Below are 18728 nucleotides of genomic sequence, written 5' to 3'. Positions count from 1 at the left end.
AGATAAATCACTCGCGCGATCTTCTTCCCGCGCGAATCGCGGGCGGCTACCGAATGCTTTCGATCTCCGATCCGCGCACTCCCATGCCGCTCCCGATGCAGGACCCCGACGGCAACGACATCGAGCTGGTACCCACCGGCCAGCGCGGCATCAATCAGATCGAAATCCAAATCGGCGTAACCGACGAAGCTGCTTTCGAAAAGTTTTATGCAGAGGCATTGCAGGCCGATCGACTTAGCGCCGGCCGTTTCAAGCTCGGCGAAACTGTGATCAGCTTAAATCGCGATCCCGCGGCCATACGCGCGCCTAAAGCGCAGTCAGCTAGCGCGACCGACGTGGTCGCATCGATGCGCGCAGTCGGGATGCGTTACATTACGGTACAGGTGCGCGACGTAGACGCGGAGCATCGACGCTTCATGTCGATGGGCGTGTGGGAAGGCGCGGCGCCGGTTTCGCTCGGCGCAGTCGCGCGGATCTCATTCATCCGCGACCCCGACGGCAACTTCATTGAGATTTCGCAGCGGGCGTCGTTGACGGGGCCGATCCCGCAGTAGCAGGAGACGGGGCCGCGAAAGGTCCGGCTGACGGGGCTCCTCCCTGATCGGTGCCCGGCACTGCGGGTGCGATCGGCGGTTCCGATACCAGCAGCCCGAGAACCACCGGCACCAGCGACAGATGCGACGGCGGCACGGGACCGATGGCCTTGTCAACGATCTTCTTGAGCTTCCCGCCTGAATAGTTTTCACGCGCGACAATCAGCGGGACGTAACTGTCCTGCGGCGACGCGCTCCCGTGCCATGAATGATACGGCCCTGAGAAGTAATAGCGATCCTGGATCGGACGGTTCAGTCCAGATTTTGTGAGCAGCAGGATGTCGCCGCTCCGATCGCCCCAGGGTCCCACGCTTAGCCATCGCATCCGCCGGTCGAGCTGGATCAAGTCGGGCCGCGGATGGAACAGAAGGTATTCCCAAATCGGCACCAGCCCATGGCCGTCGAAGATTTCGAACTCGTTGGTATCTTTCCCCGGCGGAGTCGGAACCCGCGCAAAGATCAAATCCAGCTTGCCTTTCATATATGCATTAGGCCTGCCGATTTTGTTCGAGTTGTAGAACGCGCGCGCGACCGGCAGCACGTCCTGCTTGTATCTGGGCGGACGCTTCCAATCGCAAGTCGTGCCGGCATTGGGACAGGTCGAGCGGTCGGCCAGGTAGACGTAGCCGATCGCGCCCTGATACGCGAATGCGGCCTGGTAGTCCTGTTCGTTGGCGCCCGGATTCAGCACGAATTTTCGCGGTCGGAATCCCGCGGCCTTGACAACTGCGGCCGGTCCCACGTCCGGATCGGCTCCCAGCGCGTGCTGCGGATCCCTCAAGACGGGAGTATGACCGTGATCGGCAATGATCATGACGTAAGTCTGATCGAGAATGCCGTAGTCTTTGTAGGCCGCGAGAACTTGAGCGACGAGAGGATCGGTTACCCGTTCGAGGTAGCTGACTTCCATCGGCAACGGATCGGCGGCAACATGCGTGGACAAATCGATTCCCGGAAAATATACAACTTGAATTTTCGGAACGCCGTGCTTCTCCATCGAATCGAGCAGCTTGGGCACCGAATCCTGGTCCATCTTCTCGTAGATGTCGGCTTTGCCGGGCGCATTCTCACCGCCACCCTTCGCGATGAATTCCGTGTACAGCTCGACCATCGAGACCGGATCGATGACCGTGAAATAATCTGCCCCTCGATAGACCGCGTTCAGCGAGACTGCGGATTTAACTCCAGCCTGTTGGAACAGTGTCGGGCTCTTGAGCTGCTTGCCGACCAACCCGTCCATGATCATGGCCTTGTTGTCGTCCATTTCTGAGACAGACACGGGCGCCGGCGCGTAAAATTTCATCTCCTCGCGCGCGAACCATTCGTTGCCAGACACCGAATTCCAGGCCGTCGGCGCGCCGGTGAAAATCGCCGACCAGGCGGCAATCGTGGTCGAAGGCAGGATGGTCACAGTGTTCGGCACCGAGTAAGCGTGCTCGTACAATCCGCCGCTTCCCTCGGGCTTGCCAAGCATCGCGGCCATGGCAGGTGCCTGGCCAGAGTTAATCGCTTCCATCAACTGATTGATGCCGACCCCGTCAAAAGCGAAGACCAGGACGTACGGCCCCGGCTCGACCGGCCGAAGATGGTGTTTGACTTGCTTTTCGCCGCCGCTCATCAGAAATTTGACCGTACTGCAGGAAGCCAGGGTGAGCATTGCGACGCAGGTCGAAATCAGTGCGCAGCGGATGAGGTTTGAGACAGGTTTGTGGCGCATCATTTTGATTCTGAAACTCTAACTCAGCACTTCAGTCGGAAAAAGGAAAAACCTGACCGGCGTAAGGCTTGCGGCGGGAGTCGAATCAGTGCACGTATTTTTCGTACTGCCGCGCGAAAAAGCGCCCCGTCGATCCGGGAAAGGAATTTCGCGGAGCGAGGCGTACGCCGTGCGACGTTTCCACCGAGCCAATCGCTTTTGCGATCGGCTCGGCAGTCTTATTCACGTCCGGGAAATTGCGGCGATTACGCCCAGCGGGAGCGCGGGCGGTTGCGGGTCGAGCGATTGCGTGCGCCCGACGAACGGAACACCGTCACCGGCTTGGGTGCGTGAATTTCGATTTTCTCGAAACCCTCGACGTGCTCGCGATCGAGCGCGTTGCCCAGCGTCCGTTCCAGCCGCGCCAGGTTGACGCGCTCCTCCTGCGTGACCAGGCTGATCGCTTCACCCGCCTTGCCCATCCGCGCCGTGCGACCGATGCGATGGATATAGCCCTCGGTCTCGTCGGGCAGGTCGAAGTTAATCACGTGCGAAACGTCAGGGATGTCGAGTCCGCGCGCGGCCACGTCGGTCGCGACCATCACGCGAAACTTGTGTGATCGGAATCCCGCCAGCGCCGCGTTGCGCTGGCTCTGTGAGCGGTCGCCATGAATCTGCACCGCCTTGATATTGGCGCGTATCAGCAGCTTGGCGACCCGGTCCGCGCGGCTCTTGGTGCGCGTGAAAACGATCGCGCTCTCGACCTCGGGACGCTTTAGAATCTCGAGCAGCACCGGCCCCTTGTTCTCGAGCGTTACCGGATAAATCGACTGGCGAATCTGTGACGGCGGCGCGGCTTTGGTGCCGCCGACCGTGACGCGCTCCGGGTTGGTCAGAAATTCGCGCGCGATCATCTCGGGACCAGACGCCATCGTCGCCGAGAACATCATGGTCTGGCGATTCTTCGGCACCATCTTCATGACCCGGCGCAACTGCGGCAGGAAGCCCATGTCGAGCAGGCGGTCGGCCTCGTCGATTATCACGACTTCAATTTTGTCGAGCTTGACGATGCCGCGCTCGATAAAATCGATAAGCCGTCCGGGACACGCGACCAGCACCTGCGCGCCCTTGCGAATCGCGTCGATTTGATGACGCTCGGACTCGCCACCAACGACAGTCGCGCAGCGCATGTGAGTATGACGAGCGATCAAATCGAACTCGCGCGCAGCCTGCGCAGCGAGCTCTCGCGTCGGCATGATCACCAGCGCGGCGAGATGCTTCGTGTGCTTGCGATGCAGCCTGTCTATGGTCGGGATCAGAAAGGCCGCGGTCTTGCCGCTGCCGGTTTCAGCCGTGGCAACCACGTCGCGCCCGGTAAGCGCAACCGGGATAGCTCCGGCCTGGACCGGGGTCGCTGTATGATGACCGCGGTCTTTAATTGAACGATGGATCTCGGGCGATACGGAAAATTCAGAAAACGACAAACAGTATCCTATGGTTCAGTCCCCCGGATTCCAGTTCAGAAAAAAACCGAACTTATGGGTCTGATGAGTTGAGAGGGTGGCGTCACGGAATCCGACGCGCGCATAAAGTCACGATTGACTTGGCAAGAGGGTACAGGAATCAGTGAAGCGACACAATGGCCCTCACGGCCAGCGCGAGGAACTTGATTGTATGTGAAACCCCTCCTGGGTTTCACGCTTCCCTGGGCAGGGGTGACCCCTGCACCCAGTATCCATACTAGGATGCGGGACTTCGTCCCTGTTAGAACTCTCCTTCGTGTCGTTCAGAGCGAAGCGGGGGATCCGCGCTCTTATCTTTCTCTCCAACGTCAGCGACTGGCGACAGAGTCGCCAGTCGCGGGAAAGCACCGCCCACCAAGTTCGAACAGGGACCCTACGAGTACTCAGGGTAAACTCCGTCTCGCATCCTTCCTTCCTAACACCACGGTGCAGGGTTTAACCCTGCCCAGGGAAGCGTGAAACCCAGGAGGGTTTCACTTAAATAAAGTTCCTTCTCTAGAACTTCCCATGCCTCCCAACTCCCGACGCAAATCTCTCCGCCCCTGCGCGCGTCTCGCCCGATTCTATCGTCGCAATTCCATAGCGGTACTCATTCTTAAGCGCGTCGTCGAGCGGCAATGTCCACGCCTCGTACGCGGACATCCGATCTCCGCGCATGCATCTTTGCGGGAAGCTGGCGATCTGCTTGGCGAGTTCGCGTGCAACTGCCAGCGCAGAACCCGGATCGACCACGCGATTCGCCAGGCCCATCGTGAACGCCTCTTCGCCGGAGACGCCGCGGCCCGTGAGGATCATATCCATCGCGCGGCTCATTCCTATCAGCCGCGGCAGTCGAATCGTGCCTCCATCGCAGAGCGGCACTCCGAAGCGCCTGCAATACACGCCGAAGGTCGCATCGCGCGCGGCGACCCGCAGATCGCACCACAGCGCGAGCTCGATTCCGCCCGCTACGGCGAAGCCTTCGACCGCCGCGATCACTGGCTTGCTCAGCAGCATCCGCGTGCATCCGAGCGGACCGTCGCCATTTTCGGTCACGCGATTGCCGCGACTTGTCGCGACCGCTTTCAGATCCGCGCCGGCGCAAAACGTTCCGCCCGCGCCCGTGAGAATCGCCACAGAGAGCGCAACGTCAGCGTCGAAGCGGCGAAACGCCTCGGCGAGCGCTGCCGCGGTTGGTTGATCGACAGCGTTGCGCGCCTCTGGCCGGTTGATAGTGACGATTGCGATTTCGTTTTCGATTGCGAACTCGACCAGGCTCATCGAATGACCTCCGCCGCTGAACTGCGATCTCTAAAAAACCTTTTTCAAAATCTTGCGCGTCGAGGAACGGAGACGCACAACGCCGGAATCCAAAGTGCGATGGCTCTCGAAACCGCTGTGCGCGAACACCTCCAGCATCTGACGGTTCTCGCCGAGCACATCGGCCTCGAATTCCGTGACCCCGTTCGCATCCGCGATGAGACTAAGATGCTCGAGCAGCAGCGTGCCGATGCCGCGGCCCTGGAACCCGTCGAGAATCGCGAACGCAACCTCTGCGCGAGTTGGATCAGCGCCGCAAATGTAACGACCGACGCCGATGAAGCGCTCGCGTCCATTCTCAATCAGCGTCGCCGCGAGACCGACATGATTCCTGAAATCGAGCTCGGTGAGGCGCTTCAGATCCTGCGGCGACAAGTCGCGCCTGATCCCCATGAATCGAAAATAGACAGACTTTTCGCTGAGTCCTTTGAAATGATCATGCAGGCGCTCCTGATCGTCGGGCCGAATCGCGCGAATTCGGATCGCGGTGCCGTCCAGCATCTCTGCATCGACGCAATATTTGCGCGCGTCGCTGAGCATGTTGCGATCATCCATATCGGCCTTCGAGTATACCGCGATTCCATCTACCAGTGGGGCGGGCCGCCGTGCCCGCCGCGCGATTCCGCTTGGAATCTTGCGCGAGTTTCGCTAATCCGAACAGCAGCGGCGCAACGATGAGCGAATTCACAATCAAGGACAAGACTGCGATTGCCGGGCTCGGCGAGACGCAATACTACAAACGCGGCGCTGCTCCGGTCAGCGAATTCCGGCTAGCGCTCGAAGCGATACAGCGCGCGGCCGACGACGCCGGCATTCCGGTGACCGCGATCGACGGCATCGCGTCGTACAGCAACGACCGCAACGATTCGGTCCGCGTCGCGACCGCGCTCGGACTGCCAGAGTTGCGCTTCACCAACATGTTCTGGGGAGGAGGCGGCGGTGGAGGCTCCGGCGCGATAGGCAACGCCGCGGCCGCAATCGTCGCCGGCTTCGCGACTACAGTCGTCGTGTATCGAGCGCTGGCGCAGGGCCAGTTCGGCCGCTTCGGCGCGACACCGCCAATGCGCACGATTTCCGGCCCCATCGCGTACACCTGGCCGTACGGGATGTCGACGCCGGCGCAATGGATCGCGCTGCGCACGCGCCGCTTCATGCACGATCACCACATCACGCAGGACCCGCTCGCCGCGATCGCTATGGCCTGCTATCACCACGCCCAATCGAATCCGCGCGCGATCATGTACGGCCGGCCGCTCACGCGCCAGGCCTACGACGAATCGCGATGGATCGTCGAGCCGTTTCATCTTTACGACTGCTGCCTCGAGAACGACGGCGCCGCCGCAGTGATCCTCACCAGCGCCGAGCGCGCGCGCGACCTCAAGCAGAAGCCCGCGTACGTGATGGCGTCGGCACAGGGCTCCGACTTCCGCCAGGGTGCCGCAGCCGAAAACGGTCCCGACTATGCGACCTCGAACTTCAAGACGCTCGCGCCGCACCTGTACGCGATGGCGGGCATCGAGCCCAAGGACGTCGACGTCGCGCAGGTCTACGAAAATTTCACCGGCGCCGTGATGACCAGCATCGTCGAGCACGGCTTCTGCCATCCCGACGAAGTGATGGACTTCTGCACCTTCGAGAATCTGACAGCGACCAACGGCAAGCTGCCAATCAACACCAGCGGAGGAAACCTCGCCGAATGCTACATGCACGGCCTCGAACTGATCATCGAAGCAGCGCGCCAGATCCGCGGCACGTCCACCTGCCAGGTCAAAGACGCTGAAATCTCGATGGTCGTGTCGGGCCCGATGGTCGCGCCGGTGAGCGATCTGATCCTGCGCAGGTGAGTGCGATGGCAACTGAATCAAAAACCTACTTGCCCTCGGGGATGCCGGCGCCCGAAGCGACGCGCGACGGATTGGATCGAGAATTCTGGGAAGCGGCGAAGCGTCACGAGCTGGTCGTGCAGAAATGCAATTCATGCGGCACGTTCCAGTTCGGCCCCGAGTGGATCTGCCACAAGTGCCACACGTTTGACCTCGGATGGCATCGCGTCTCCGGCCGCGGCCGCGTCTACAGCTGGGAGCGCGTCTGGCACCCAGCGCATCCCGCCCTAAAATCCGCCTGCCCCTATCTGGTGGTAGTGGTAGAACTCCCCGACGCCGGCAACGTCCGCATGGTGGGCAACCTGCTAGGCGACCCAAAGATTGACGTCCCCTTCGACGCCGCAGTCGAGGCAGTCTTCGAGGATCACCCCGAAGGCTTCACCCTGATTCAGTGGAAGCTAGCGAATTGCTGACTGGACATCGTTCGCTCGATGTGGTGGATCGGAAATCAATGCCGCCGCGAGTCAACTACGATCACATCGCCCCCAGCTACGACGCGCGCTATGCGCCCGGCGCATATGACGACATGCAAGAGGCATTGCGCGCTTTCATCATGCCGGAGAACCCGGAGCGCGTACTCGAAGTGGGTTGCGGCACTGGCCATTGGCTCGATGTGCTTCGCGATCTGGTACCGAACATCTTCGGACTCGACTACTCGCTCGAGATGCTGAACAAAGCGCGTGCTAAGGATCCACACGGCTGCCTGCTCAGAGCAACGGCCGAGCTGGCGCCATTTCGCGATCGCACGTTCGACGTGATCTTTTGCATCAACGCTATTCATCACTTCGAACGCGTTGACGAGTTCGTCGCGGGAGCGCGGAGGCTCCTCCGTCCGGGTGGATCGCTGGCCATTTTTGGAATGGATCCGCATCACGGAGGCGATTCGTGGTGTGTTTACGACTTTTTCCCCGAGACGAGGACGATCGATCTTGCTCGCTATCCCTCGTCGGGAAAAATCGCGGACGCGATGCTGCGGGCCGGATTCGATAGCGTCGAATGTCGGGTGAGCGGTCGTTTCGCCGCAAGCCGTGTGGGTCAAGCGGTTTTCGACGATCCGGAGCTACAGCGCAGAGGATGTTCGCAGATGGCGTTGCTAACCGACGTGCAATACGCGGCAGGAATCCAGCGAATAAAGTCTGCGATCAGAAATGCTGGATCGGACGAACCGCCAGTCTTCAAAGCCGACATCGCGATGATTATGCAATGTGGGCGCGTCAGTCGGCGATCGATCTGAACGGACGCGGCGGTGTAACTTACGTCTTGTCCGGTTCGTCGGACTTAACGAACTTAAGCGACGCGGAATTCATGCAATATCGCAAACCCGTTGGGCGCGGGCCGTCGTCGAAGACGTGGCCGAGATGCGCGTCGCATTGCGCGCACATCACCTCGGTGCGCTTCATGAAAAATGAGCGGTCGGTTTTGGTCTCGATGTTCTCGGGCGCGATCGGCTGATAGAAGCTCGGCCATCCCGTGCCCGATTCGAATTTCGTATCGGAGCTGAACAGCGCGTTGCCGCAGCAGATGCATCGATAGAGACCCTTGTCGTGATTCTCGGCGTACAGGTTCTGGAACGGGCGCTCGGTACCCTTTTTGCGCGTGACCTCGTACTGCTCCGGGGTCAGCTCTTTGCGCCATTCCTCGTCCGTCTTAACGAGTTTATCTACCATCACGAGTCCCTTTCTCTGGCCGGCATCGGTGAACTCAACGATCGATACTTTGACTATACCCGACGCGCCCGAATCCGGCGAATCCCCGGACTCATTCGCGCTGAGGCCTCTCTCAGCGTAACCGAATGCGATGATCGCAGGAATCGCGGCAATCGCGGCAACGAACGCACGCCGCCCGATGATATGCGCGTTCTGACTGTTCGAATGACTATTGTTTTCCGCCAACTTCGGATCCGTTGTCTTGATCATTGCATAATAGAAAACAGCATCGAAGCCCGCGCGGTTCCCGGAAGGATGGTCACGGCGGGATCGCGAGCCGCGGTGATTTGTCCTTCGATGCCATCGCCGTGTCATAGCATCAGCTCGATTTCCAAATCGAATATTTCGGCGGCCAGGTGCCGTGACCGCCCGGGTACTTCGCATGCATCACGCTTTCGATGCGGAACTCGAACGGGAGGTCGTCGCCGGTCGAGGTCATACCGCGGCTGACGCAATCGTTGCGAACTTTTTCCTCGATAGCCTTGTCGTCGATAAATGCCGCGCGGCCCATCACGAGGAACTCGTCATCAACATCGACCGGCGGAAAGGTGTGTAGCGCGTAACGGCCGTCGCGCTTCAAATCGCCGCGCTTGGGACTAGGCCCGATGAGCGCATAAAGATGCCCGTCGACAATAGTGGGGCAAATCGGATGCAGCCGAGGCGCCCCGTCCTTGCGCAGCGTCGCAAGAAACGCAAGCCCAACCCCGAACTGATACAGCATCTGCCGCCCAGCCGCCGCAATATCAGGCGCATCGGCCTCGAACTCATTCCAGGTCGCCATGGGGATTTGTCCTCCTTGAAGCGACCTATTTTCGCTATTTCTTCGCTTAAGTCAAGCCTTCAATTCTTCCGTGGGACGAAGTATTGGGTGCCCGTGCCGGCGCGATCGATTTCGCGGATTAGTTGGCCCAGGTCTTCGGGGTTGGCGACGAAGTCGATCTCCGTCGTGTCGACCACCAGCAGCGGCGCTTCGTCGTAGTAGAAAAAGAAATCGCGGTAGGCCGATGACACTCGCTCGAGGTAGTCGAAGCTGATGTGCCTCTCGAAATCGCGGTTGCGCTTGCGCAGGCGCTCGGCCAGCACCTCGATAGTCGCGCGCACATAGACGACCAGGTCGGGCTTGGCCATTTGGGCGTCAAGCAGCTTGTAGACGTTGTCGTAGAGCTTGAGTTCGTCGGGCGCGAGGTTCATCGCGGCGAAAATTTTATCCTTGGCGAACAGGTAGTCGGCGACCGTGGCCTGAGTGAAGAGATCCTGCTGCTTCAGTTCGCGCTGCTGATTGTGGCGGGTCAGCAGGAAATAAAGCTGTGCAGGAAACGCGTACTTGTCGGGGTCCTGGTAGAAGCGCGGCAGGAACGGATTGTTGTCGGCGTCCTCGAGCATCAGGCGCGCGCCGAGTTCGCGCGCGAGCGCCTGCGCGAGACTAGTTTTGCCAACCCCGATTGGGCCTTCGACTGCGATATAGCCGCGCCGGCGCATCGGGGGCGATTGTCGCACTAGCTCATCGCAGTCGCGAACGTGGATTTTCACTTTTTCACTGTTTCACTACCCACGCCTCTCACTTACGATGATGCTTCTTGGCCATGTCGCGGAGCTTGCGGACCTGGTCGTCGGGCGCACCGCCGCGCTCTTCCAGGTCAGCGGCCGTATCGTAGTCAGGCGGAGTCCTGCTGAGATAGATCTGCGCCAATTGGAGGTTGGCGACCTTGTTGTCGGGATAGTCGCCGATCACGTCATTGAACAGCTTGAAGTTTGCGTCAGGCGTGCCCGCGTCCTTGGCGGCCTCAGTGATCTTATTCATCATCGGGTCGGCGTCGGGGCCGAGCGTGTCCATTTTGTGCGCTCTCGCCAGCAGCATCTCGACGCGGATGCCCTGTTCGTAGGTGGTAATCGCATCGGGGTACTTCTTATCCGTCATTTGCTGATCGCCGACTTTTTCGATAATCGGGACAGAATCGGAGAGCGCGCTCAACGCTTTCTGCTGCGCTGTGGCAATCCTGCTGGTCGTGATGATGTCCTTAAGCTGAGCGACGCCCTCGGTGACCTGGCCCGCCTTGATCTTGTCGAGCGCCTGGCCCGACGAATTCGCCATGTCTTGGAGTTGTTTGTAGAGCCGGGCCTGGTCGAGGAGTTTCTGATCGGTGGGATCGAGCGCCGAGGCGGCCATGTATTCCTTGGCGGCGCCTTCCTCATCGCCGAGTGCCTGATCTATATGCGCGAGCGACTTGTGCGCGTCGAGATTGTTGGGGTCGGCTTTTATTGAGAGCTCGAGTTCTTTTTTGGCGCCGTCGAGATCGCGCTTTTCGAACAGATCTTCAGCTGCGTAGAGATGTTTCTTGGACTCCGACTGACATCCGCTGACGAAGGGGATTGCCAGCAGGACCGGCAGTATCAGCGCGCGCGCGATAGCTGTTCGCATCGGAAAGTTCCTCTCAGGGTTCGTCGAAATCCGGATGAGTCTGCAAGCAATGGCGCGGAATTGTCAAGGCGGGACGAGCGAACCGGAGTCGTGGATGATGCGCACAACCTAACCCCTAACCCCTTCCCATGGTGGGAAGGGGAACCACAAAACCATGGAGATCGTCGCGTCCTATCCCCCTAGCCCCCTTTACAGAATGGAAAGGGGGAAACGTCACAGATCAGTCGGCGGGCATTGGGAGGGGGAAATGCACGCGCTCCTTGGCGACGCTCAGCAGCTCGACCTCGGCGCCGGAACGGGCAAATGCGCCGATGATTTCCTCGACCAGCCATTCCGGCGACGACGCGCTTGCGGTCAGGCCGAGCGCGCGCACCCCTTCGAGCATCGAGGGCTCGACGTCTGCGATCGAATCGACCAGGAACGCGCGCGCACCGCGCATCCGCGCAACCTCGACCAGCCGGTTCGCATTCGAGCTTTGCTTGGAGCCGACGACCAGCACCGCGTCGCTGACCTGCACCAGTTCCTTGACCGCGTTCTGGCGGTTCTGGGTCGCGTAGCAGATGTCGTCCGTCTTCGGCGCCTGCATCGTGGGGAAACGCTCCTTGAGCGTCTCCATGATCTCGCGCGTGTCGTCGACGCTGAGCGTAGTCTGCGTGACTGCCGCGATACGGTCGCCATTCTCGACCGCGACCGTGCGCGCCTCCGCGACGCTGCCCACCAGCACTACTTTGCCGGGCGCAACTCCTAGGGTGCCCTTCACTTCCTCGTGGCCGGCGTGGCCAATCAGGATAACCGTGCGGCCCTCGTCGTCGTACTTTTTGACTTCGAGATGAACCTTGGTGACGAGCGGGCAGGTGGCGTCGATAACCCGCAGTTCGCGATCCTTGGCGCGGTCCCATTCGCTGGGCGCAACCCCATGAGCGCTGAAGATGACGCGCTGGCCGGTGGGCACCTCGTCGAGACTCTCGACAAAAATCGCGCCCTCGCGCTCCAGTGCCTCGAGCACGAAGCGGTTGTGCACGATCTGATGACGCACGTAGAGCGGACGTCCGTAGGAGCGGAGCGCGCTGCGGACAGCCTCGACGGCACGATCGACTCCGGCGCAGAACCCGCGTGGCTCAGCCAGGATAATTTTTTCGACAGAAGTAACGCTCAACGCCATGCTCCATTTGTAACTGTTAACTGTCCGGTCGGTCAACGAGGGGTTTCGGGAACCCCTCAATGCCAGAGAATTCCTTGGAAGGGTTATCTACAAGCCCGGAATCAGTTGTCATCCTGAGTGAAGCGAGCGACGCGAGCGCAGCGAAGGATCTCGGACAGCTTCGCGGCAGCGAAGCCGGCACCGGTTCTAAAAATCGCGTAGCGGTCCTTTTGCTTGATGTCGCCAGCACAAGAGTCGATTCTCATTGGATGCAGCATCGCAAAACCGGAACCGGCGGTGCTTACGCCCCGCTGTCCGGAGGCCATAAGCCAGTTCCTGCCGCTCGCGTTGCTCGCTTCGTCAGGATGACAACAAAAACATACTAAGTGTCGAGCTCGGGCGGATGCGAGGTTTGGCAGCCGATCCAGACTTCGCCGCCTTCGAAATGCTCTTTTTTCCAGATGGGGACGATTTCCTTGAGACGATCGATCGCGAAGCGGCATGCTTCAAAGGCCTCGGCGCGATGCGGCGCTGAGACTGCAATCGCGACCGACGTCTCGCCGATTTCGACGACGCCGATGCGATGCGCGATCGCGATGCGCGTGATCTTCCATCGCACTCCTGCCTCGACAGCGAGCTTGCGCATTTCGGATAGCGCCATCGGCTCGTAGGCCTCGTACTCGAGGCGAATCACGACGCGTCCGGCGTTGTCGCGGCGAGTCGTGCCGGTGAACGATACGATCGCACCGGCGGCAGGATCGGCGACCTCGCGCTCCAGCGCCGGGACGTCGATTCGGTTGCGGCCGATTGTAATTTTGCCGACGTAAGCAGGAGTCCCGGCGCCTCCGCTGACCGGCGGAATAAACGCTATCTCGTCGCCCTTGCGTGGTTTGAAGTTGCCCTCGACATATTCCTGGTTGACGGCGAAGCCTACAGAATCGCGATGACCGCCGAGTTCGGGAAACTCGACGACCAGCTGCCGCCAGATGTCGCCGACGGTGGTGCCGTCGGGAAAGTCGCGCGTCAACTCGGCTGTATGCGCGCGCTCACGCAGCGTCGCGAACAGTTTGATCGTGAACTTGTTCATTGGTTCATTTGCTCAGCAGATAAGTGATGTGCCCGAGCTGGGGGATGAGCAGCTTCTCCATCGCGAGCCGGCACGCGGCGGGAGAGCCGGGAAGCGCAGCGATAAACTTGCCGTGACGGACGCCGGCAATCGCACGGCTCATCATCGCCGCCGCGCCGATTTCATTGAACGACAGCATCCGGAACAATTCGCCGAATCCTTCGAGCTCCTTGTCGAGCAGCGATTTCACGACTTCGGTAGTGCCGTCGCGCGCGGTGATGCCGGTACCGCCGTTGACGATAATCGCGTCGAGATTTTCCAGGTTAGTGACGATCGCGGCAGAAATCTTCTCGGAATCGTCGGGCTGGATTTCGTAATAAGCCACCAGGTGACCGGCGTCCTGCAGTAAAGTACGGATGACCTTGCCGCTCTCGTCGGTCTCGGGAGTGCGCGTATCGCTGGCGGTGATCACGCCGACCTTGAGATTCTCTCGCGCGTGTTTTTCGTGCTCGTGGACTGACATACGGATTAGAATTACACAATCCTCGGTGGCATTATAAGCAGTCCGCATCCGCGATGCTCGCCATCACCGGAACCTCAAGATGACTACCGCGACCAGCCGAACTGGGGGTTTCTTCAGTCCGAAAATTCTATTGATCGTCTTCGCGGTCATCGCGATTCTGTATGTAGGGCATCGTATCGGCGCCGGGCCGTGGTTGACCAACGCACTCGACTGGATTCGCGGACTGGGCGCACTGGCGCCAGTCGCATTCATCGCAATTTACATCGCTGCGTGCGTCGCGTTTCTTCCCGGATCGATCCTCACGATCGGCGCCGGCGTGATTTTCGGAGTGGTGCGCGGATCGATCTACGTCTCGATCGCGGCAACGCTCGGCGCCACCGCGGCGTTCCTGGTGGGCCGCTACCTCGCGCGCGGATGGGTCAGCGAAAAACTCGAAGGCAACGCGAAGTTCAAAGCGATCGACGAAGCGGTCGGCAAGGAGGGATGGAAAATAGTCATCCTCACGCGGCTGTCTCCCGTGTTCCCATTCAACCTGCTCAACTACGCGTACGGGCTGACGCGGGTGACGCTGCGCGACTACTTTTTCGCGTCGTGGGCCGGGATGATTCCCGGCACGATTCTCTACGTCTATATCGGATCGCTCAGCGGCGACCTCGCGCGCGCGGCCGGCGGCAGCGCTCATCGCACGCCGGCGGGATGGGCGCTCACGGCAGTCGGCTTCGTCGCGACAGTCACGGTCGCAGTGTACGCAACGCGAATCGGCGCACGCGCGCTGCGCGAAAAGACTTAGCAGACATAAAAGGACACCTCGATGCCATCGCACGCGCTGAAGCATGAGCCGCTCGACGCATACAACCTCGCGCTTACGGAAAATTTGCATCCGACCGGATGGGTCAATCCCACGCCTGCCGACCGCTACAACATGGTGGTGATTGGCGCCGGCACGGCGGGCCTCGTGACTGCCGCAGGCGCTGCGATTCTGGGTGCGAAGGTAGCGCTCGTCGAGCGCGATTACATGGGCGGCGATTGCCTGAACTTCGGATGCGTCCCGTCGAAGGCGCTGATCCGATCGGCGCGCGCCGCGGCCGCGGTTCGCGACGCGGGCCGTTTCGGCGTCGAGGTCCCGCCAGGGATGCGCGTGAATTTCGCCGCCGTGATGGAGCGGATGCGCAAGTTGCGGGCCGAGCTCAGCCCGACCGACTCGGCCAATCGTTTCCGCGGGTTAGGCGTCGACGTATTCATCGGCGATGGACGCTTCGTCGCGCCTGACGTGGTCGAGGTCGATGGCAAGCGGCTCAAATTCAAGAAGGCCGCAATCACAACTGGAGCGCGCGCCGCCTCATTGCCGATCCCGGGACTTGCCGAGGCCGGTTACCTGACCAACGAAACGGTTTTCTCGCTGACTGAATTGCCAAGTCGAATCGCCGTGATCGGCGCCGGACCGATCGGATGCGAACTGGCGCAGACGTTTGCACGATTCGGCGCGCAGGTTTTTTTATTGGAAGTCGCGCCGCAGATCCTGATTCGCGAGGATCGCGACGCGGCCGAACGAGTCGAGCGCGCAATCGTCCGCGATGGTGTCGAGATCATCACGGGATGCAAAATTCACGGCGTCGGGTTGCGCGGCAATGAAAAAACACTCGCGATCGAGCGCGACGGCGTCCGCCGCGAGATTGACGTTGACCTAATACTGATCGGCGTCGGCCGAGTGCCCACGGTCGAAGGGTTGAATCTCGAAGCCGCGATGATCGAATACGACAAGCAAAACGGCGTGAAGGTTGACGACCACCTGCGCACCACAAATCCGCTGGTGTACGCCGGCGGCGACGTCGCGTCGCCATACAAATTTACTCACCTGTCGGACGCGCACGCGCGCATCATCATCCGCAACGCACTATTTTTCGGGCGCCAGCGCGCGAGCCAACTGATTATTCCGTGGTGTACTTATACCGATCCCGAAATCGCGCACGTCGGACTATACGAAGCCGAGGCGAAGCAGCGCGGAATCTCGGTCGCGACCTATACCCAGGAACTGAAAGAGGTCGATCGCGCGGTGCTGGACGGAGAAACCGAGGGCTTCGTGAAGGTGCTGGTGAAAGATGGCAGCGACAAAATTGTCGGCGCGACGATCGTTGCGAGCCACGCCGGCGAGATTATCTCCGAGCTGACGACCGCTATCAAAGCTGGGGTAGGACTGGGCACTCTCGGCGACGTGATTCATCCATACCCGACGCAGGCTGACGCGATTCGCCGCGCCGCCGGCCTGTATACTCGCACGCGGCTGACGCCGTTCGTCGCGGGCCTGATGAAGCGATGGTTCGCGTTCACGCGATGAACGAAAATCAGCTGCGGAGCTAGCGCAGCCGCAGGTTGAATGCCTGCCGCCCCTTCTCGCCCGCGCGCACGTCGAACTGAACTTCGTTGCCCTCGCGCAGGTCGTCGAAATAGACCTTGGGGGACAGCGCCGATCGATGGAAAAAAACCTCGTCGCCGCCGTCGTCCGCGATGATGAAGCCGAAGCCCTTGTCCTTGACTACCTTCTTGATTGTTCCGAACACGCGATCCTCCGCCGAACGATGTTGCGTCGCGCCTTGAGCTTACGACGCTGACAATTTAAGTAAAGAGCGAACTCATACGAGGCGCAGTCATGCTCAAGGCCGTCACGCTCAAGGAAATTGAAAGAATCTTCGCGGTGATCGATCCGATGGGAATCTCGCGGGAAGCGGTCGAGATTCCGCTGCGCACCGAGCATCCGGGACGCGTTTCGATTTTGAAAAACGGAAAACTCGAGATAGTTGTCGAGCGCGACGGCGACTTCGAGGATTGGATCACGGGTCTCGAGGCGCAGATTCGCGACCTGATGAAGCCGGAGGAGGACTAAGCTCGATCAGGACTGCACCGTGATCTACAGACTGCCCCTCCTCGACACGAACATGTTTCACCATCGCCGCAGTCTCAGCCGCTAGCGTCGTTTCCATTTTCATCGCTTCGATCACGACCAGCGGCTGCCCCGCCTCGACGATGTCGCCGTCGCGGACCATCACCTTGAGCACTTTGCCCGGCATCGGCGCGGTGATTTCCGCCGCGGCAAGTCCGCGCACTCGGCGCCGCGCAGCCGCTTCCGCCGGTTTGAACTCGAATGACGCCGGCCCAACTGAAACGAGAATCGAATCCATTCGCCGCGCGCCGAAAATCGGGTAGCGGCGCCCATTGATCGCAAGAATCCCGCCTCCATCCGTATTCGGCGTGAACTCCGCGACAATTTCCCTGTCACCGATACGCACACGAATCGCGCTGCCGTCGCGCGAGATCACCTCGGCGTCGATTTCGTGCGGGGGGCCACCGGCACGGATGAGCTTCATCGCCGCGATCCCCACAGCTCGAAGTTGTTAAGCGCGTCCCACGGCGAACGCCGCTCGTTACTGTTTGGCGGCATCGCAGCGTTTCCGATTTGCGAATCGCCGGCGGTAATCACCGAAGCGACAATCGCCGCATCGATTTCAGACCGGCCGATCTCCCAACCTGAAAAGAATGAGTCGATGAAGTGTGTCGACAGTTGCACGTCGCGAAATTGATCGCTCGCAACGATGTCGCGCAGGTACGCCGCGTTGTTCGTCACGCCCAGCAAGGCGAAGTCGTCGAGCGCGTTGACGAGGCGGGCGCGCGCCTCCTCGCGATTCGCGCCGTAACAGATCAGCTTGCCGAGCAGGCCGTCGTACCATGGCGTTACTTCGGCGCCGGGGGTCAGATGCGAATCGAAACGCACGCCCGGCCCGCCCGGGACGCTCAGATGAAGCACGGTTCCGGTCGCGGGACGGAAGTCATGCTCGGGATCCTCGGCGTTAATTCGGCATTCGATCGCAACGCCGCGTGGCGCCGCAGGCTCCGATACCTTACCGCCCGAGGCAATTCGCAATTGCTCGCATACCAGATCGCATCCGAAACGCATTTCGGTTACCGGATGCTCGACCTGCAGGCGCGCATTCACTTCGAGGAAGTAAAAATTGTTGCCCTCGACCAGGAATTCGACGGTGCCGGCGTTGGTGTAGTGAGCCGCACGCGCGAGTTTCAGCGCGGCGTCGATCATCTTCGTGCGCATCTCGCGGGAGAGTCCGGGCGCGGGCGATTCCTCGACGATCTTCTGATGCCGCCGCTGGATTGAGCAGTCGCGTTCGCCAAGTGCGACCACACTCCCGTGTTCGTCGCCAAGAATTTGTATTTCGATATGTCGCGGATGCGCGAGATACTTCTCGATGAATATTCGGCCGTCGCCGAATGCCGCAGCCGCTTCACGCGCAGCCGCTTCCAGAGCGGTCTCGAGCTGCGACGCGTCGGCAACGACGCGCATCCCGCGTCCACCTCCACCGGCGGCAGCTTTGATCAAGATTGGATAGCTGACCTGCGCGGCAAAATCGCGCGCTGCGGATATTTCCGCGGTCTCGATTCCCGGCACCACCGGAACGCCAGCCGCGACTGCGATTCGCCGTGCCGCGACTTTGTTGCCGAGGGCAGCCATAACATCCGGCCGCGGCCCGACAAAAACGATCTGAGCATCGACGGCAGCTTGCGCGAACTCGGGACGCTCGGACAGAAATCCGTAACCCGGGTGAATCGCGTCGGCGTCCGATTGTTTTGCCGCAGCGACAATCGCCGCGATGTTGAGATAGCTCTTCGCCGCCTCTGCTGGTCCGATGAGAATAGCCTCGTCAGCCGCGACGACGTGTGCACTTTTCGCGTCCGCCACCGAATAGACCGCGACCGTCTTGAGGCCGAACACGCGCGCGCTGCGGATTATCCGAAGCGCAATCTCGCCGCGATTTGCGACGAGTAATTTCGTGAGGGGCGCCATCGACTCGACGAAGTTAGCACAATCAATTGC

General features: G+C 60.6%; 22 protein-coding genes. 7 read left to right on the top strand and 15 right to left on the bottom strand.

The features are described 5' to 3' along the window. Positions 1 to 554 (top strand): VOC family protein (locus WB650_RS04995; RefSeq protein WP_423959648.1); only part of this gene is annotated, 554 nt, incomplete at its 5' end. On the opposite strand, the gene WB650_RS04990 is transcribed toward WB650_RS04995, so the two are convergent. From WB650_RS04990 to WB650_RS04975, 4 genes are all read right to left on the bottom strand, one after another. After that, positions 505 to 2211 carry an alkaline phosphatase family protein gene (locus tag WB650_RS04990; protein ID WP_422303650.1) on the bottom strand — a complete coding sequence of 569 codons (1707 nt, stop codon included), beginning with the start codon at positions 2209 to 2211 and terminating at the stop codon, positions 505 to 507. The two genes, WB650_RS04995 and WB650_RS04990, sit on opposite strands and share 50 nt — an antisense overlap. A gap of 344 nt (positions 2212 to 2555) precedes the next feature. Further along, positions 2556 to 3773, bottom strand: a complete 1218-nt coding sequence (locus tag WB650_RS04985; protein WP_422303649.1) for a DEAD/DEAH box helicase — start codon at positions 3771 to 3773, stop codon at positions 2556 to 2558. Between the two features lie 534 nt (positions 3774 to 4307). Next, complete coding sequence (locus WB650_RS04980; protein ID WP_422303141.1) at positions 4308 to 5072, bottom strand: crotonase/enoyl-CoA hydratase family protein; 765 nt, start codon at positions 5070 to 5072, stop codon at positions 4308 to 4310. 30 nt (positions 5073 to 5102) lie between these two features. Beyond that, positions 5103 to 5666 (bottom strand): GNAT family N-acetyltransferase, encoded by a 564-nt coding sequence (locus WB650_RS04975; protein ID WP_422303142.1) that lies wholly within the window; start codon positions 5664 to 5666, stop codon positions 5103 to 5105. Positions 5667 to 5785: 119 nt separating this feature from the next. On the opposite strand from WB650_RS04975, the gene WB650_RS04970 reads away from it, so the two are divergent. Genes WB650_RS04970 through WB650_RS04960 form a run of 3 tightly spaced genes read left to right on the top strand, consistent with a single transcriptional unit; the run spans position 5786 to position 8228 of the window. Then, positions 5786 to 6955: a thiolase C-terminal domain-containing protein gene (locus WB650_RS04970; protein ID WP_423959644.1), complete on the top strand. Its 1170-nt coding sequence runs from the start codon at positions 5786 to 5788 to the stop codon at positions 6953 to 6955. Positions 6956 to 6960: 5 nt separating this feature from the next. Further along, entirely contained in the window at positions 6961 to 7407 is a 447-nt protein-coding gene (locus WB650_RS04965) for a Zn-ribbon domain-containing OB-fold protein (protein ID WP_422303144.1), read from the top strand. Positions 7408 to 7430: 23 nt separating this feature from the next. Continuing rightward, positions 7431 to 8228 (top strand): class I SAM-dependent methyltransferase, encoded by a 798-nt coding sequence (locus tag WB650_RS04960; RefSeq protein ID WP_422303145.1) that lies wholly within the window; start codon positions 7431 to 7433, stop codon positions 8226 to 8228. Positions 8229 to 8247: 19 nt separating this feature from the next. Here the strand turns inward: WB650_RS04960 and msrB are convergent, their stop codons facing one another. From msrB to WB650_RS04920, 8 genes are all read right to left on the bottom strand, one after another. After that, positions 8248 to 8910 carry a peptide-methionine (R)-S-oxide reductase MsrB gene (msrB, locus tag WB650_RS04955; RefSeq protein WP_423959642.1) on the bottom strand — a complete coding sequence of 221 codons (663 nt, stop codon included), beginning with the start codon at positions 8908 to 8910 and terminating at the stop codon, positions 8248 to 8250. A gap of 109 nt (positions 8911 to 9019) precedes the next feature. Beyond that, positions 9020 to 9481: a hypothetical protein gene (locus tag WB650_RS04950; RefSeq protein ID WP_422303147.1), complete on the bottom strand. Its 462-nt coding sequence runs from the start codon at positions 9479 to 9481 to the stop codon at positions 9020 to 9022. A 59-nt stretch (positions 9482 to 9540) separates the two neighbouring features. Further along, entirely contained in the window at positions 9541 to 10179 is a 639-nt protein-coding gene (locus tag WB650_RS04945) for a deoxynucleoside kinase (RefSeq protein WP_422303158.1), read from the bottom strand. Positions 10180 to 10258: 79 nt separating this feature from the next. After that, complete coding sequence (locus WB650_RS04940) at positions 10259 to 11119, bottom strand: tetratricopeptide repeat protein (RefSeq protein ID WP_422303148.1); 861 nt, start codon at positions 11117 to 11119, stop codon at positions 10259 to 10261. A 220-nt stretch (positions 11120 to 11339) separates the two neighbouring features. Beyond that, positions 11340 to 12275 (bottom strand): 4-hydroxy-3-methylbut-2-enyl diphosphate reductase, encoded by a 936-nt coding sequence (ispH, locus tag WB650_RS04935; protein ID WP_422303149.1) that lies wholly within the window; start codon positions 12273 to 12275, stop codon positions 11340 to 11342. A 107-nt stretch (positions 12276 to 12382) separates the two neighbouring features. Beyond that, positions 12383 to 12586 (bottom strand): hypothetical protein, encoded by a 204-nt coding sequence (locus tag WB650_RS04930; protein ID WP_422303150.1) that lies wholly within the window; start codon positions 12584 to 12586, stop codon positions 12383 to 12385. 56 nt (positions 12587 to 12642) lie between these two features. Next, positions 12643 to 13347 (bottom strand): molybdopterin converting factor subunit 1, encoded by a 705-nt coding sequence (gene moaD, locus WB650_RS04925; protein WP_423959640.1) that lies wholly within the window; start codon positions 13345 to 13347, stop codon positions 12643 to 12645. A gap of 4 nt (positions 13348 to 13351) precedes the next feature. Then, entirely contained in the window at positions 13352 to 13849 is a 498-nt protein-coding gene (locus WB650_RS04920; RefSeq protein WP_422303152.1) for a MogA/MoaB family molybdenum cofactor biosynthesis protein, read from the bottom strand. Between the two features lie 79 nt (positions 13850 to 13928). Here WB650_RS04920 and WB650_RS04915 point away from each other — a divergent pair, with 79 nt between their 5' ends. Then, positions 13929 to 14639, top strand: coding sequence for a TVP38/TMEM64 family protein (locus WB650_RS04915; protein WP_422303153.1), 711 nt, complete (start codon positions 13929 to 13931; stop codon positions 14637 to 14639). 21 nt (positions 14640 to 14660) lie between these two features. Further along, entirely contained in the window at positions 14661 to 16184 is a 1524-nt protein-coding gene (locus tag WB650_RS04910) for a mercuric reductase (protein WP_422303154.1), read from the top strand. 19 nt (positions 16185 to 16203) lie between these two features. Here the strand turns inward: WB650_RS04910 and WB650_RS04905 are convergent, their stop codons facing one another. Further along, positions 16204 to 16407 (bottom strand): cold-shock protein, encoded by a 204-nt coding sequence (locus tag WB650_RS04905; protein WP_422292503.1) that lies wholly within the window; start codon positions 16405 to 16407, stop codon positions 16204 to 16206. An 89-nt stretch (positions 16408 to 16496) separates the two neighbouring features. On the opposite strand from WB650_RS04905, the gene WB650_RS04900 reads away from it, so the two are divergent. Continuing rightward, entirely contained in the window at positions 16497 to 16730 is a 234-nt protein-coding gene (locus WB650_RS04900) for a hypothetical protein (RefSeq protein ID WP_422292504.1), read from the top strand. Here the strand turns inward: WB650_RS04900 and WB650_RS04895 are convergent. Both WB650_RS04895 and WB650_RS04890 read right to left on the bottom strand, forming a co-directional pair. Further along, positions 16678 to 17211, bottom strand: a complete 534-nt coding sequence (locus WB650_RS04895; protein ID WP_422303155.1) for an acetyl-CoA carboxylase biotin carboxyl carrier protein subunit — start codon at positions 17209 to 17211, stop codon at positions 16678 to 16680. The genes WB650_RS04900 and WB650_RS04895 overlap by 53 nt on opposite strands. After that, the gene (locus WB650_RS04890; protein ID WP_423959637.1) at positions 17208 to 18698 is read right to left on the bottom strand and encodes an acetyl-CoA carboxylase biotin carboxylase subunit; all 1491 of its coding nucleotides are present in this window, start codon (positions 18696 to 18698) and stop codon (positions 17208 to 17210) included. The genes WB650_RS04895 and WB650_RS04890 overlap by 4 nt, the downstream gene beginning before the upstream one ends. Between the last annotated feature and the right edge of the window lie 30 nt (positions 18699 to 18728).

Source organism: Binatus sp. (SeqCode) (genome assembly GCF_049584895.1).
Lineage (GTDB): Bacteria > Desulfobacterota > Binatia > Binatales > Binataceae > Binatus.
This window is presented reverse-complemented; position numbering and strand designations above follow the sequence as displayed.